At 69.1% G+C, this 13782-nt stretch carries 11 protein-coding genes, 1 tRNA gene and 1 pseudogene; 9 read left to right on the top strand and 4 right to left on the bottom strand.

Going from position 1 to position 13782, the window contains the following annotated elements; genetic code table 11:
* From SSOG_RS56575 to SSOG_RS33760, 6 genes and pseudogenes are all read left to right on the top strand, one after another.
* A partial coding sequence (locus SSOG_RS56575; protein ID WP_039939300.1) for a PaaI family thioesterase occupies positions 1-147 on the top strand: 147 nt, incomplete at its 5' end.
* 559 nt (positions 148-706) lie between these two features.
* Positions 707-1937 (top strand): annotated as a pseudogene (locus SSOG_RS33780) (branched-chain amino acid ABC transporter substrate-binding protein).
* 109 nt (positions 1938-2046) lie between these two features.
* On the top strand, positions 2047-2979 hold the full coding sequence (locus SSOG_RS33775; RefSeq protein WP_009718753.1) for a branched-chain amino acid ABC transporter permease: 933 nt from the start codon (positions 2047-2049) through the stop codon (positions 2977-2979).
* Between the two features lie 12 nt (positions 2980-2991).
* Positions 2992-4731 (top strand): branched-chain amino acid ABC transporter permease, encoded by a 1740-nt coding sequence (locus SSOG_RS33770; protein WP_009718752.1) that lies wholly within the window; start codon positions 2992-2994, stop codon positions 4729-4731.
* Entirely contained in the window at positions 4728-5594 is an 867-nt protein-coding gene (locus SSOG_RS33765; RefSeq protein ID WP_009718751.1) for an ABC transporter ATP-binding protein, read from the top strand. Before SSOG_RS33770 ends, SSOG_RS33765 begins: the two co-directional genes overlap by 4 nt.
* The gene (locus SSOG_RS33760) at positions 5591-6307 is read left to right on the top strand and encodes an ABC transporter ATP-binding protein (RefSeq protein ID WP_009718750.1); all 717 of its coding nucleotides are present in this window, start codon (positions 5591-5593) and stop codon (positions 6305-6307) included. The genes SSOG_RS33765 and SSOG_RS33760 overlap by 4 nt, the downstream gene beginning before the upstream one ends.
* 36 nt (positions 6308-6343) lie before the next feature.
* On the opposite strand, the gene SSOG_RS33755 is transcribed toward SSOG_RS33760, so the two are convergent.
* A complete protein-coding gene (locus SSOG_RS33755) occupies positions 6344-6979 on the bottom strand; it encodes an ANTAR domain-containing response regulator (RefSeq protein ID WP_009718749.1) in 636 nt (211 codons plus the stop codon).
* A 92-nt stretch (positions 6980-7071) separates the two neighbouring features.
* Between SSOG_RS33755 and SSOG_RS33750 the strand changes: the two genes are divergently transcribed.
* Positions 7072-7157, top strand: a tRNA-Leu gene (locus SSOG_RS33750).
* A gap of 85 nt (positions 7158-7242) precedes the next feature.
* Complete coding sequence (locus SSOG_RS33745) at positions 7243-8022, top strand: hypothetical protein (protein ID WP_009718748.1); 780 nt, start codon at positions 7243-7245, stop codon at positions 8020-8022.
* Positions 8023-8030: 8 nt separating this feature from the next.
* On the opposite strand, the gene pyk is transcribed toward SSOG_RS33745, so the two are convergent.
* Together pyk and SSOG_RS33735 are read right to left on the bottom strand one after the other, a co-directional pair.
* Positions 8031-9461: a pyruvate kinase gene (gene pyk / locus SSOG_RS33740; protein WP_009718747.1), complete on the bottom strand. Its 1431-nt coding sequence runs from the start codon at positions 9459-9461 to the stop codon at positions 8031-8033.
* A 159-nt stretch (positions 9462-9620) separates the two neighbouring features.
* Positions 9621-10310: an SIMPL domain-containing protein gene (locus tag SSOG_RS33735; protein ID WP_009718746.1), complete on the bottom strand. Its 690-nt coding sequence runs from the start codon at positions 10308-10310 to the stop codon at positions 9621-9623.
* A gap of 169 nt (positions 10311-10479) precedes the next feature.
* On the opposite strand from SSOG_RS33735, the gene SSOG_RS33730 reads away from it, so the two are divergent.
* The gene (locus SSOG_RS33730) at positions 10480-12276 is read left to right on the top strand and encodes a bifunctional metallophosphatase/5'-nucleotidase (protein ID WP_009718745.1); all 1797 of its coding nucleotides are present in this window, start codon (positions 10480-10482) and stop codon (positions 12274-12276) included.
* 9 nt (positions 12277-12285) lie between these two features.
* Here SSOG_RS33730 and SSOG_RS33725 read toward each other — a convergent pair.
* Positions 12286-13782 (bottom strand): lysine N(6)-hydroxylase/L-ornithine N(5)-oxygenase family protein (locus tag SSOG_RS33725; RefSeq protein WP_009718744.1); only part of this gene is annotated, 1497 nt, incomplete at its 5' end.

Below are 13782 nucleotides of genomic sequence, written 5' to 3'. Positions count from 1 at the left end.
CTGGTCACCGGCGTCGCCACGCCCGTCCACCGGGGGCGCTCGACCGCCACGTACGAGATCGTCATCAGCGACGAGCAGGACCGCCGGGTGTGCACCGCCCGGCTGACCTGCCTGCTGCGCGAGGCGGAGGGCCTGCCGAAGCCGTAGGTCACCTCACGCCCCACCTCAGCCACCAGAAGCGGCGCCCCCGGATCCGGGGGCGCCGCTTCTGCGTGCGCGCCGCCCCGGGCGCCGACCCGCACCCCGACCCGCACACCGTTCACGCGCGGGCTGGAATCACTCGCCCCGGTTGTAACACTGCGTAATGCGTTCGCAATACAAGATCGGGCCCTCGCACACCGTGACGTCATCGATGATGACCTCGCTCCGTAACCGCGAGCACACGTCTCCACACTTCGTTCGCAAGTTCCCTCGACTCCTTAGCGGAACTGCATCTTCTCACTATCCGGACCTCATAGATTGCCCGCAATCACCCGCTTTGTCCCTTCCGTTCCGCTACACCGAGACAGGAACGTGACCTGTGTCATAACAAGACAGTCACATCATGGGCTGCACCTCTGCCACCTGACGCGTCCCACGCTTACATTCACAGCCAGTCACGACCTCCGTCGGGTGTTCGCCAGCGCCCGAACGGCTGTAACAGGTCCACCGGCGCGGACACGGCGTCCCATCCAGAGGGGCGGCCGGGCCAGGGAAAGGATTCTTCGTGCGACAGCGCTCCTTGCTCATCCTGACGACCGCGATCACCGCGGGAGCCCTCACCCTCAGCGCCTGCGGTTCGCGCGGCCAGACCGACAGCGGGGACAAGAACGGCAAGACCACCGTCGTCATCGGCGTCGACGCCCCGCTCACCGGCTCGCTGTCGGCACTCGGTCAGGGCATCAAGAACTCCGTCGACCTCGCCGCCAAGGTGGCCAACAAGCAGAAAGAGGTCCCGGGCGTCACCTTCAAGATCAAGTCTTATGACGACCAGGCGGTGCCGTCCTCCGGCAAGCAGAACGCCACGTCGATGGTGGACGAGGACGCCATCCTCGGCACGGTCGGCCCGCTGAACTCCGGCGTCGCCCAGTCCATGCAGGGCGTCTTCGCCAAGGCGGACCTGGCCGAGGTCTCCCCCGCCAACACCAACCCGGCGCTGAGCCAGGGCGACGCGTGGGCCTCGGGCAAGAAGTCCCGCCCCTTCAAGACCTACTTCCGCACCGCGACCACGGACATCATCCAGGGCCGCTTCGCCGCGCAGTACTACTACAAGGACGCGAAGAAGCGGAAGGTCTTCGTCATCGACGACAAGCAGACCTATGGCGCCGGGCTCGCCAAGATCTTCGCCCAGGAGTTCAAGCGCCTCGGCGGCACGGTCGTCGGCACCGACCACCTCACCGTCAAGGAGACCGACTTCTCCGGCATCGCGGGCAAGGTCAGGTCATCCGGCGCCGACTCCGTCTACTTCGGCGGCCAGTACCCCGAGGGCGGTCTGCTGTCCGACCAGATCAAGCAGGCCGGTGCGCAGGTCCCGGTGATGGGCGGCGACGGCATCTACGACCCCGCGTTCATCAAGGCGTCCGGCACCAACAACGACGGCGACCTCGCGACCTCCGTCGGCTACCCCGTCGAGGACCTCCCCTCCGCCACGACGTTCGTCAAGAACTACGCGGGCCAGAAGTACCCGGACCCGTACGGGGCGTACGGCGGCTACTCATACGACGCCGCCTGGGCCCATCATCCAGGCCGTCAAGGCGGTCGTCGCCGACAACGACGGCAAGCTCCCCGACGACGCCCGCGCCAAGGTCACCGAGGCCCTGAACAAGGTCTCCTTCGACGGCGTGACCGGCAAGGTCTCCTTCGACCAGTACGGGGACACCACCAACAAGCAGCTGACCGTCTACCAGGTGAAGAACGGCGCCTGGAAGGACGTGAAGAGCGAGACCTTCAAGGACTAGTGCCGCCCGGGGCAACACCCCCGCCCACCCAAGCAACGCAACCGCGCGAGGGCGCACACCAGCGCCCTCGCGCGGCGTCATATCCGACACGCTCATCGGAGGCCCTGCGGTGCACGAACTGCCGCAAACGCTGGTCAACGGCCTGACCCTCGGCGCCCTCTACGGCTTGATCGCCATCGGGTACACCATGGTCTACGGCATCGTCCAGCTCATCAACTTCGCCCACGGCGAGATCTTCATGATCGGGGGCTTCGGCGCCCTCACCATCTACCTCTGGCTGCCCAGCGGCACCTCGCTGGCGCTGTCCCTGCCGCTCATGCTCATCGGCGGCATCCTGGCCTCGGTCGCCATCGCCACGGCGGCCGAACGCTTCGCCTACCGGCCCCTGCGCGGCGGCCCCCGGCTGGCCCCTCTGATCACCGCGATCGGGCTGTCCATCGCGCTCCAGCAGGCCGTCTGGGCGTTCTACCCCGACGCCAAGAAAGCCCGCAGCTTCCCGCAGTTCGAGGGCAGCTCGTTCGCGATCAGCGACAGTCTGCACATCCAGCGCGGCGACGCGTTCCTGCTGATAGCCGCCCCGCTGTGCATGCTCGCCCTGGGGCTGTTCGTCTCCAAGAGCCGGGCCGGGCGCGCCATGCAGGCCACCGCGCAGGACCCCGACACCGCCAAGCTGATGGGCATCAACACCGACCGCATCATCGTGATGGCCTTCGCCATCGGCGGTGCGTTCGCCGCCGTCGCCGCCCTCTCCCACGGGCTCAAGTACGGCCAGATCAACTTCGAGATGGGCTTCATCGCCGGACTCAAGGCCTTCACCGCCGCCGTACTCGGCGGCATCGGCAACATCTACGGCGCCATGCTCGGCGGCGTCGTCCTCGGCATCGCCGAGGCCCTGGCCATCAAATACATCCAGGACATCCCCGGAATGGATCAGCTCGGCGGCGGGGCCTGGAAGGACGTCTGGGCCTTCACCCTGCTCATCCTCGTCCTGCTGGTCAGGCCCCAGGGGCTGCTCGGCGAACGCGTCGCGGACCGGGCGTGAGGGAGTGAACCGATGACCACCCACATCAGCAAGGCACCCGGCGCCGGCACCCCGGCCCCGCGCACCACCCTGCTCCGGGCGATCACCGCGGCCGGCGGCCTCGCCACGGTCGCCTCCACCTTCCTCGCCTGGACCTGGACCTCCGACTTCCCCGGCGACCTCACCGTCTACGGCTACCCCGGCGGACTCCAGGTCCTCACCCTCGCCCTGGGCCTGGCCACCCTGCTGTTCGCGGTCGCCGCCCTGGACGTACGGGGCCTGCGCTGGCTCACCCCGGCGGGCTCCACCGCGGCCCTGCGGCTGCTGGCCCTCGGCGCCTTCGCCACCACCTGGTTCACCCTCCTCGCCATCGCCGTCGACCAAGGCGGCCTGGTCAACCTGGAACCGGGCGGCTGGGTCGCCGCCGTCGCCACCGCCGTACCCGTGGCCACCGCGTTCCTGCTCACCGACGACACCCGGCCCGTCTGCCGCCCCCGGCAGCTCCCCTCCTGGGCGGACATCCTCATCATCGCGGCCGTCTTCGCCCTCGGCCTCTACGTCGTCAACTACGGCATCCAGACCGACGAGGACAACCCCGAGCCCTTCATCGGCTACCTCATCGCGCTGTGCTTCGCCGCCGCCGCGTTCCTCAAGGCCGGGCTCATCACCCGGCTCAGCGGACTCACCAGCACCTACCGCTCCCTCACCCTGGTGGCGGCCCTGGTGACCGCGCTGGTCTTCCCCTTCACCCAGGACAAGGCCAGCTACACCGAACTCGGCGTCAACATCGCCATCTTCGCGACCGTCGCGCTCGGCCTGAACATCGTCGTCGGACTCGCCGGACTCCTCGACCTCGGCTACGTCGCCTTCCTCGGCGTCGGCGCCTACACCGCCGCCCTGGTCTCCGGAACCGCCGCCTCCACCATCCACGTCACCTTCCCGTTCTGGGCCGCCATGCTCGCCGGAGCGCTGGCCTCCCTCGTCTTCGGTGTCCTCATCGGCGCCCCGACGCTGCGGCTGCGCGGCGACTACCTCGCCATCGTGACCCTCGGCTTCGGCGAGATCTTCCGCATCGCCGTCAGCAACCTCGACGGCACCTCAGGGCCCTCCGTCACCAACGGCCCCAACGGTGTCCCCAACATCCCGCCGCTGGAGATCTTCGGCTTCAACTTCGACGACGAGCACAGCTTCGCCGGGTTCACCCTCGACTCCAACAGCAACTACTACCTGCTGATGCTGCTCGTCACCGTCATCGTCGTCCTCATCTTCAGCCGGGCCGGAAACTCCCGCATCGGCCGCGCCTGGGTCGCCATCCGCGAGGACGAGACCGCCGCCACCGCCATGGGCATCAACGGCTTCCGCGTCAAGCTCATCGCCTTCGCCCTCGGCGCCACCCTCGCCGGAGTCGCCGGCACCATCTGGGCCCACGTCCAGACCACCGTCGTCCCCGAGCAGTACGTCTTCGCCGGGCCCGTCCCGCCGAACTCCACGTTCCTGCTCGCCGCCGTCATCCTCGGCGGCATGGGCACCATCGGCGGACCCCTGCTGGGCGCGGCCCTGCTCTTCCTCATCCCCGAGAAGCTGGAATTCCTCCAGGACTACCAGCTCCTCGCCTTCGGCATCGCGCTCATCCTGCTGATGCGCTTCCGCCCCGAAGGGATCATCCCCAACCGGCGGCAGCAGCTCGAATACCACGAGACGGGACAGCTCGACGTGCCCGACCAGGCCGCCCTCAGCGGCAGCGCCGTCGGCGTCACCAAGGCGGAGGCATGACAGACATGACCACGACCACAGTGGCACAGGCCGCCCCCGTGCTCACCGCCACCGGCGTCACGATGCGCTTCGGCGGACTCACCGCCGTACGCTCCGTCGACCTCGACGTCCACCCCGGCGAGATCGTCGGCCTCATCGGCCCCAACGGCGCGGGCAAGACCACCTTCTTCAACTGCCTCACCGGCCTCTACGTCCCCACCGAGGGGCGCGTCGCCTACCGGGGCACCGTCCTGCCGCCGAAACCCCATCTGGTCACCCAGGCAGGCATCGCCCGCACCTTCCAGAACATCCGCCTCTTCGCCAACATGACCGTCCTGGAAAACGTCCTGGTCGGACGGCACACCCGCACCAAGGAAGGGCTCTGGTCCGCCCTCCTGCGCGGCCCCGGCTTCAAACGCGCCGAAGCCGCCTCCAAGGCACGGGCCATGGAACTCCTGGAGTTCACCGGCCTCGCCGCCAAGGCCGACCACCTCTCCCGCAACCTCCCCTACGGAGAACAGCGCAAGCTGGAGATCGCCCGCGCCCTGGCCAGCGACCCCGGACTGCTGCTCCTCGACGAGCCGACCGCGGGCATGAACCCCCAGGAGACCCGGGCCACCGAAGAACTCGTCTTCGCCATCCGCGACACGGGCACCGCCGTCCTCGTCATCGAGCACGACATGCGGTTCATCTTCAACCTGTGCGACCGGGTCGCCGTGCTCGTCCAGGGCGAGAAGCTGGTCGAGGGCTCCTCCGACGTCGTCCAGAGCGACGAACGCGTCATCGCCGCCTACCTCGGCACCCCCTTCGAGGGCGAACCCGGCGCCGAGGAGGCCGCGGCGGTCGAAGCGGCAGAGGCACGCACAGAGGAGGACGGACAGTGACCGCACTGCTCGAGGTCGAGGACCTCAGGGTCGCCTACGGCAAGATCGAGGCCGTCAAGGGGATCTCGTTCAGCGTCGAGGCCGGCCAGGTCGTCACCCTCATCGGCACCAACGGCGCGGGCAAGACGACCACCCTGCGCACCCTCTCCGGCCTGCTGACCCCGCTCGGCGGCGCCATCCGCTTCAACGGCAAACCGCTGAGCGGCGTCCCCGCGCACAAGATCGTCGCCTTGGGCCTGGCCCACTCCCCCGAGGGCCGCCATATCTTCCCCCGGCTGACGATCGCCGAGAACCTCCAGCTCGGAGCGTTTCTCCGCAAGGACGCCGACGGGATCGCCGCGGACATACGGAAGGTCTACGACCTCTTCCCCATCCTCGGCGAACGCCGCACCCAGGCGGCCGGCACCCTCTCCGGCGGCGAACAGCAGATGCTCGCCATGGGCCGCGCCCTGATGTCCCGCCCCAAGCTGCTGATGCTCGACGAACCCTCGATGGGTCTCTCCCCCATCATGATGCAGAAGATCATGCAGACCATCGCCGAACTGAAGGCGCAGGGCACCACGATCCTGCTGGTCGAACAGAACGCCCAGGCGGCGCTGTCGCTGGCCGATCACGGGCATGTGATGGAGATCGGCAAGATCGTGCTGTCCGGGAGCGGGGAGACGCTGCTGCACGACGAGTCCGTGCGGAAGGCGTACCTCGGCGAGGACTGACGCGGTGAGGGGAGGCCTTTGGCCTCCCCTCACTTCTTACTGCTCCTTGGCCTTCTTCTCCGCCGCGTCCTGGATGACCGCCTCGGCCACCTGCTGCATCGACAGCCGCCGGTCCATCGAGGTCTTCTGGATCCAGCGGAACGCGGCCGGTTCCGTCAGCCCGTACTCCGTCTGGAGCACGCTCTTGGCCCGGTCCACCAGCTTGCGGGTCTCCAGCCGGAGGGAGAGGTCGGCGACCTCCTGCTCCAGCGTCTTCAGCTCGGTGAAGCGGGAGACGGCCATCTCGATGGCGGGCACCACGTCGCTCTTGCTGAACGGCTTCACCAGGTACGCCATCGCCCCGGCGTCCCGGGCCCGGTCGACCAGTTCGCGCTGCGAGAACGCGGTCAGCATGAGGACGGGCGCGATGCGGTCGGCCGCGATGCGCTCGGCGGCGGAAATCCCGTCGAGGATCGGCATCTTCACATCGAGGATGACGAGGTCGGGCCGGTGTTCCCGAGCGAGCGCGACGGCCGTCTCGCCGTCTCCCGCCTCGCCGACGACGGAGTACCCCTCTTCTTCGAGCATCTCCTTGAGGTCGAGGCGGATGAGGGCCTCGTCCTCGGCGATGACGACGCGGGTGGTGTGCGGGGGAACGTGCGACTGTTCGTCGGCCGGCTCGGTGGCGCTCACGGGGCTCCTCGTTCATGGCAGGTCCTGCTCCCCCCGAGCCTACCTAGCAGCGAGCAGTCCGCCGCAGAGGGTACGCTTGTCCCGCGCAGCCAGCCCGGTTGGTGGAACTTGGTCAGACACGCGGCGCTCAAACCGCCGTGCCCTTTGGGGCATGTGGGTTCGAATCCCACACCGGGCACCTCTCAGCAAAGTGGACCCTCACGTTCGCGTGGTCGAAAGCCCATTCGCCACGATTACATTCCCGCAAATGCCACGCTCGGCGCATGACCGAATACAGCCCGTCGGTGCGCCACGATGCCGTCATGCTCATGCGGCGAGGAGTCCCCAATCGTGAGGTGGCCGAACTTCTCGGAGTCCCGCGAGGCACGGTCGGCTGGTGGCGGCATCAGGACAGGAAACAGCGAGGCGAGGTCTTCACCCAGCCCACGGACTGCCCCGAATGCACCGGCCGCGAATTCGACCACGCGGCCTATGCGTATCTCCTCGGCCTCTATCTCGGCGACGGCCACATCATCTCCAAGCCCAAGCAACACCATCTGTCGATCTTCTGCGCCGACGCCTGGCCCGGTTTGATCGACGAGGCGGAGGCCGCCATACGCACCGTGATGGCGCTGCCCAGCGTGAAGCGTCGGCAGAAGAACGGGTGCGCCGAGGTGAAGTCGTACACGAAGCACTGGACGTGCATGTTCCCGCAGCACGGGCCGGGCAAGAAGCACGACCGCCTCATCGCCCTCGAACCCTGGCAGCAGCAAATCGTGGACGAATACACCTGGAAGTTCATCCGCGGGCTCTTCCACTCCGACGGCTGCCGGATCACCAACTGGACCACGCGCATGGTCGCCGGGGCACGCAAGCGCTACGAATATCCCCGGTACTTCTTCACCAACAAGTCCGACGACATCCGCAAGCTCTGCTCCGACGCCCTCACCGCGGTCGGCGTCGAGTGGACGACGCTCGCGCGCGGGAGCGATCCGTTCAACATCAGCGTGGCCCGCCGGGCGTCCATCGCGCTGATGGACGCGCACGTCGGGCCGAAGTACTGAGTGCGGGACTAGCGGAGGTCGTCGGCGCCGATGTGGTGGACGCGGACCAGGTTGGTGGAGCCGGAGACTCCGGGTGGGGAGCCCGCGGTGATGACGACGAGGTCGCCCCGTCGGCAGCGGCCCAGCCGCAGGAGTTCCTCGTCGACCTGGCGGACCATCTCGTCCGTGGAGTCCACCGTCGGGCCGAGGAAGGTTTCGACGCCCCAGGTGAGGTTGAGCTGGGAGCGGGTGTTGGGGTCGGGGGTGAAGGCCAGGAGGGGGATCGGGGAGCGGTAGCGGGACAGGCGGCGGACCGTGTCGCCGGACTGGGTGAAGGCGACCAGGAACTTGGCGCCGAGGAAGTCGCCCATCTCGGCCGCCGCGCGGGCGACCGCGCCGCCCTGGGTGCGGGGCTTGTTGCGCTCGGTGAGCGGGGGGAGGCCCTTGGCGAGGATGTCTTCCTCGGCGGCGGTGACGATGCGGCCCATGGTCCGGACCGTGGCGATCGGGTATTTGCCGACGCTGGTCTCGCCGGAGAGCATCACCGCGTCCGTGCCGTCGATGACGGCGTTGGCGACGTCGGAGGCCTCCGCACGGGTGGGGCGGGAGTTGTCGATCATCGAGTCGAGCATCTGGGTCGCGACGATCACCGGCTTCGCGTTCCGCTTCGCCAGCTTGATCGCGCGCTTCTGGACGATCGGCACCTGCTCCAGCGGCATCTCCACACCGAGGTCGCCGCGGGCGACCATGATGCCGTCGAAGGCGTCGACGATCTTCTCCAGGTTCTCGACCGCCTGCGGCTTCTCGATCTTGGCGATGACGGGGAGCCGGCAGTCCTCCTCCGCCATCACCCGGTGCACGTCCACGACGTCGTCCCCGTTGCGGACGAAGGACAGGGCGATGATGTCGGCCCCGGTGCGCAGCGCCCAGCGCAGGTCCTCGATGTCCTTCTGGGAGAGGGCGGGGACGGAGACGGCCACGCCGGGCAGGTTGAGGCCCTTGTGGTCGGAGATCATCCCGCCTTCGATGACGATCGTGTGCACCCGCGGCCCGTCGACGTCGACGACCTCGAGGGTGACGCGGCCGTCGTCGACGAGGATGCGCTCGCCCTTGTTGACGTCGGTGGCCAGCCCGTCGTAGGTGGTGCCGCAGCGGAAGCGGTCGCCTTCGATCGGCTCGACGGTGATGGTGAACTCATCTCCGCGTTCAAGGAGTACGGGCCCCTCGCGGAAGCGGCCGAGCCGAATCTTCGGACCTTGAAGGTCCGCGAGGATACCGACGCTGCGGCCGGTTTCCAGCGAGGCCTTGCGGACTCGCCGATAACGCTCCTCGTGCTCGGCATAGGTGCCGTGGCTGAGGTTGAAGCGGGCCACGTCCATTCCGGCTTCGACGAGCGCCTTGATCTGCTCGTACGAGTCGGTGGCGGGTCCCAAAGTACAGACGATTTTTGCTCGGCGCATGCTGCCGAGCCCTATGACTTACTCACGGGTAAAGAACCGGAAAGCAGCCACTCCCCCATGGCCTTTGCATGGCGTGTTATCGACAACTAATGAAACGTGCATAGGGGTGCTCCGATGAGCGATTCGGGGCCGCTGCACGGGCCGCCGCACAGAGTCGATTCACAGCTCCGGGCGGGTGATCGTAAAGCGCGCCGTGACGTGCGCGTATACGGTCTGGCGTTCGGGTTCCAGGTCGAGCGCGGCCGCGTCCCCCGCGCCGGAGCGGGCGGAGCGGTGGCGCGGGCCCGCCACCGCCACCGGCATCGGCGGACCCGCCTCCCCGTCCGCACCCAGGTCGGCCAGCTCGACCAGGGCGACGAGCCGGGCGCCCAGCGCCCCCGCGTACTCGCGGGCGCGCTGCACGGCCTCCCGGACCGCCTGCTGCCGCGCGCGGCCGTGGACGGGTGAGTCGGGGCGCAGCCCCCACCAGGGGCCGTCGACCCTGGTCAGTTCGAGCTCGGCGAGGCGGGTGGTGAGTTCGCCCAGGGCGGTGAAGTCGGTGACGGTCACGGCGAGGTGCACCCGGCCGTGGTAGGCCCGCACCCGCTCCTGGCGTCCCCTGGCCAGCTCCGGGTTGATGGCGAAGGCGCCGGTCTCCAGCTTCTCGATCGCCTCGCCGTAGGACTTCACCAGGTCCAGCGCCCGCTGATTGCGGCGGGTGAGGTCGTCCAGCGCGGCGCGCCGGTCGGCGCCGCGCGCGCTGACGGTGACAGAGAGGCGGGCGATCTCGGGGTCGACCTCCAGCGTCGCCTCGCCGAGCACCGCGACGCGCGGAGTGTCGGGGGTGCCGTACGGGACGTGCCGGTCCATGGGGGTTGCTCCCTTGGTCGAGGCTCGTGGACGTGGCTTGATCCTGCCCTGTGCCGGGCGCTCGGCGTGCTCTGATCGCAATCTGCCGGGGGTGTTGCGGACGGGTGCGGCTACGCCAGAATCTACGCGCGTTGTTCCCATTTCGCAGGTATCCCAGGGGAGTTCAGCCATGCCGCTCAACCGTCGGACGTTTCTTGGCCGCACCGCGGCCACCAGCGCGGGGGTCGCGCTCGCCTCGGCCGCGGCCACCACTCCGGCGGAGGCGCACGGACACGGGCGCGGCCGTCAGCGGTACGAGTTCACCGTCATGGGCACCACCGATCTGCACGGCAACGTCTTCAACTGGGACTACTTCACGGACGCCGAGTTCGACGACGCGGCGCACAACGACGTCGGCCTCGCGAAGATCTCGACCCTGGTCGAGCAGGTCCGCGAGGAGAAGGGGCGGCGCAACACGCTGCTGATCGACGCGGGTGACACCATCCAGGGCACCCAGCTGTCGTACTACTACGCCAAGGTCGACCCGATCACCGGCAAGGGCGGCCCGGTGCACCCGATGGCGCAGGCGATGAACCTGATCGGCTACGACGCGGCGGCGCTCGGGAACCATGAGTTCAACTACGGCATCCCGGTGCTGCGGAAGTTCGAGGAGCAGTGCGACTTTCCGCTGCTGGGTGCGAACGCGCTGGACGCGAAGACGCTGCGGCCCGCGTTCCCGCCGTACTGGATGACGCGGCTGCGCACGCCCTGCGGCCGCGGGGTGAAGGTGGCGGTGCTGGGGCTGACGAACCCGGGGATCGCGATCTGGGACAAGGCCCATGTGCAGGGGAAGATGACGTTCCCGGGGCTGGAGGAGCAGGCGGCGAAGTGGGTGCCGCGGCTGCGTTCGATGGGCGCGGACGTGGTGCTCGTCTCGGCGCATTCGGGCACCAGCGGGACGTCCAGCTACGGCGATCAGCTGCCGTACGTGGAGAACGCGGCGGCGCTGGTGGCCGAGCGGGTGGCGGGAATCGACGCGATCCTGGTCGGCCACGCCCATGTGGAGGTGGCCGAGCGCCGGGTGGTGAACAAGGAGACGGGCCGGGAGGTCGTGCTGTCGGAACCGCTCAAGTGGGGTCAGCGGCTGACGCGCTTCGACATCGGTCTGGAGTGGGCGCGGGGCCGCTGGCAGGTGGAGTCGGTGTCGGCGAAGGTGCTGAACTCGGCCTCGGTGGCGGAGGATCCGCGGATCGTGGAGCTGCTCGGCGATGAGCACAAGAAGGTCGTCGGGTACGTCAACCAGGTCATCGGCACCTCGACGGCGGCGATGTCGGCCACGGAGGCGCCGTACAAGGACGCGCCGATCATCGACTTCATCAACCAGGTGCAGACGGAGACGGTGAAGGCGGCACTGGCGGGTACGGAGCACGCGCAGCTGCCGGTGCTGTCGCAGGCGTCGTGCTTCTCGCGGACGGCGCGGATCCCGGCCGGGGAGGTCACGATCCGGCAGGTGGCGGGGTTGTATCCGTTCGAGAACACGCTGGAGGCACGGGTGCTGACGGGCGCCCAGGTCAAGGACTATCTGGAGTTCTCGGCGCGGTACTACGTACGGACCCCGGCGGGCGGTGATGTGGATCCGTCGAAGCTGACCAACGCCGATGACACCCCCGACTACAACTACGACGCGGTGAGCGGTCTGACGTACGAGATCGACATCGCGAAGCCGGTGGGTTCGCGGATCGCCGCGCTGCGCTTCGACGGCAAGCCGGTCGAGGACGCGGCGCGGTTCGTGCTGGCGGTGAACAACTACCGGGCGAGCGGCGGGGGCAACTTCCCGCATGTGGCCGCCGCCCAGCAGGTGTGGGCCAACTCGGAGGAGATCCGTAACACGATCATCGCGTGGGTGAAGGCGAAGGGGACGATCGACGGGGCCGGGTTCGCGTCGGTGGACTGGAAGCTGACGCGCGACGGTACGCCGGTGTTCTAAGGCGGCCGCTCAGGTCCGGGTGGGGGTCCGGCCGGTGCGCTGGTCGGGGAGGTGCATGCGGCCGCTGCCCCGGGCGACGGGCGCCGACGGGGCGGCGGGCCGCTGCGGGGCGGCGTCGCCCGGCCGGGAGGGTTGGAGTCCGAAGGTGGTGAAGGCGGTGCGGGACGGCAGGGGGTAGACCGGTTCGGCGCTGAGCGAGTTGAGGATGACGGCGGAGCGCCAGGCGGCCAGCCCGAGGTCGGGGGTGCCGACGCCGTGGGTGTGCCGCTCGGCGTTCTGGACGTGCACGGAGCCCTTGATGAGGGGGTCGAGGACCAGCCGGTGCTGGGCGTCGACGCGGGGCCGTTCCGAGGAGTCGCGCCGGATGTACGGGTCGAGGGCGGCGAGCAGGGTGTCGACGCGGCGCTCGCGGTAGCCGGTGGCGAGGACGACGGCCTCGGTGGTGTGGCGGATGCGGGTGCCCTGCTGGACGTGCTCCAGGTGGAGTTCGAGCCGGGCGGCGGCGATGCGGCCCGCGGTGCGGACGGTGACGCCGGGGGTGAGGACGGCGCCCGGCCAGTCGCCGCCCTGTTGGGCGCGGCGGTACAGCTCGTGGTGGATGGCGGTGATGGTCTCCTGGGCGATGCCCTTGTAGAGCTGCCACTGTCCGGGGAGGAGCTGGTCGCGGACGGCCTCGGGGAGGGCGTGGAAGTAGCGGGTGTAGTCGGGGCTGAACTGCTCCAGGCCGAGCTTGCTGTACTCCATGGGCGCGAAGGAGGGCGTACGGGCGAGCCAGTGCAGCCCCTCGGCGCCGAGCGGCCGGTGGCGCAGCAGATCGAGGAAGACCTCGGCGCCGGACTGGCCGGAGCCGACGACGGTGACGTGGCCGGTGTTCAGCAGCCGTTCGCGGTGTTCCAGGTAGTCGGCGGAGTGGAGGACGGGGACGTTGGGGGCGTCGGCGAGGGGGCGCAGGGTTTCCGGGACGTGGGGTTCGGTGCCGACGCCGAGGACGAGGTGGCGGGCGTGGGAGCGGCCGGGGGACACGGCTTCGCCGTCGGGGCCGAGCGTGCTGAAGTCGATTTCGAACAGCTCGTGGTCGTGGTCCCAGCGGACGGCGTCGATCCGGTGGCCGAAGTGGAGGCCGGGGAGCTGTTCGCTGACCCAGCGGCAGTAGGCGTCGTATTCGGTGCGCTCGATGTGGAAGCGCTCGGCGACGTAGAAGGGGAAGAGCCGTTCGCGGGCCTTGAGGTAGCTGAGGAAGCTCCAGGGGCTGGCGGGGTCGGCGAGGGTGACGAGGTCGGCGAGGAAGGGGACCTGGACGGTGGCGCCGTCGATGAGGAGCCCGGGGTGCCAGTGGAAGTTGGGCCGCTGTTCGTAGAAGGCGGTGCGCAGGGTGGGGACGCCGTGGGCGAGGGCGGCGAGGGAGAGGTTGAACGGGCCGATGCCGATGCCCGCGAGGTCCAGGGGCTCGTTCCCGGTGCGGCGGGGCTCGGGGTTCGGGGGCGAACCGGCTGGGTGGGGGGGTTG

It is taken from the genome of Streptomyces himastatinicus ATCC 53653 (assembly GCF_000158915.1).
In the GTDB taxonomy this organism is placed as follows: domain Bacteria; phylum Actinomycetota; class Actinomycetes; order Streptomycetales; family Streptomycetaceae; genus Streptomyces; species Streptomyces himastatinicus.
Note: the sequence above shows the minus strand (reverse complement) of the source record. Positions and strands in the feature narration are given on the sequence as shown.

Bases quoted from the DNA above. Each gene is read 5' to 3' on its own strand.
- SSOG_RS33745 (WP_009718748.1), top strand. From the start codon at position 7,243: ATGACCGAATACAGCCCGTCGGTGCGCCACGATGCCGTCATGCTCATG.
- SSOG_RS33735 (WP_009718746.1), bottom strand. From the start codon at position 10,310: ATGGACCGGCACGTCCCGTACGGCACCCCCGACACTCCGCGCGTCGCG.
- SSOG_RS33770 (WP_009718752.1), top strand. From the start codon at position 2,992: ATGACCACCCACATCAGCAAGGCACCCGGCGCCGGCACCCCGGCCCCG.
- pyk (WP_009718747.1), bottom strand. From the start codon at position 9,461: ATGCGCCGAGCAAAAATCGTCTGTACTTTGGGACCCGCCACCGACTCG.
- SSOG_RS33730 (WP_009718745.1), top strand. From the start codon at position 10,480: ATGCCGCTCAACCGTCGGACGTTTCTTGGCCGCACCGCGGCCACCAGC.
- SSOG_RS33765 (WP_009718751.1), top strand. From the start codon at position 4,728: ATGACAGACATGACCACGACCACAGTGGCACAGGCCGCCCCCGTGCTC.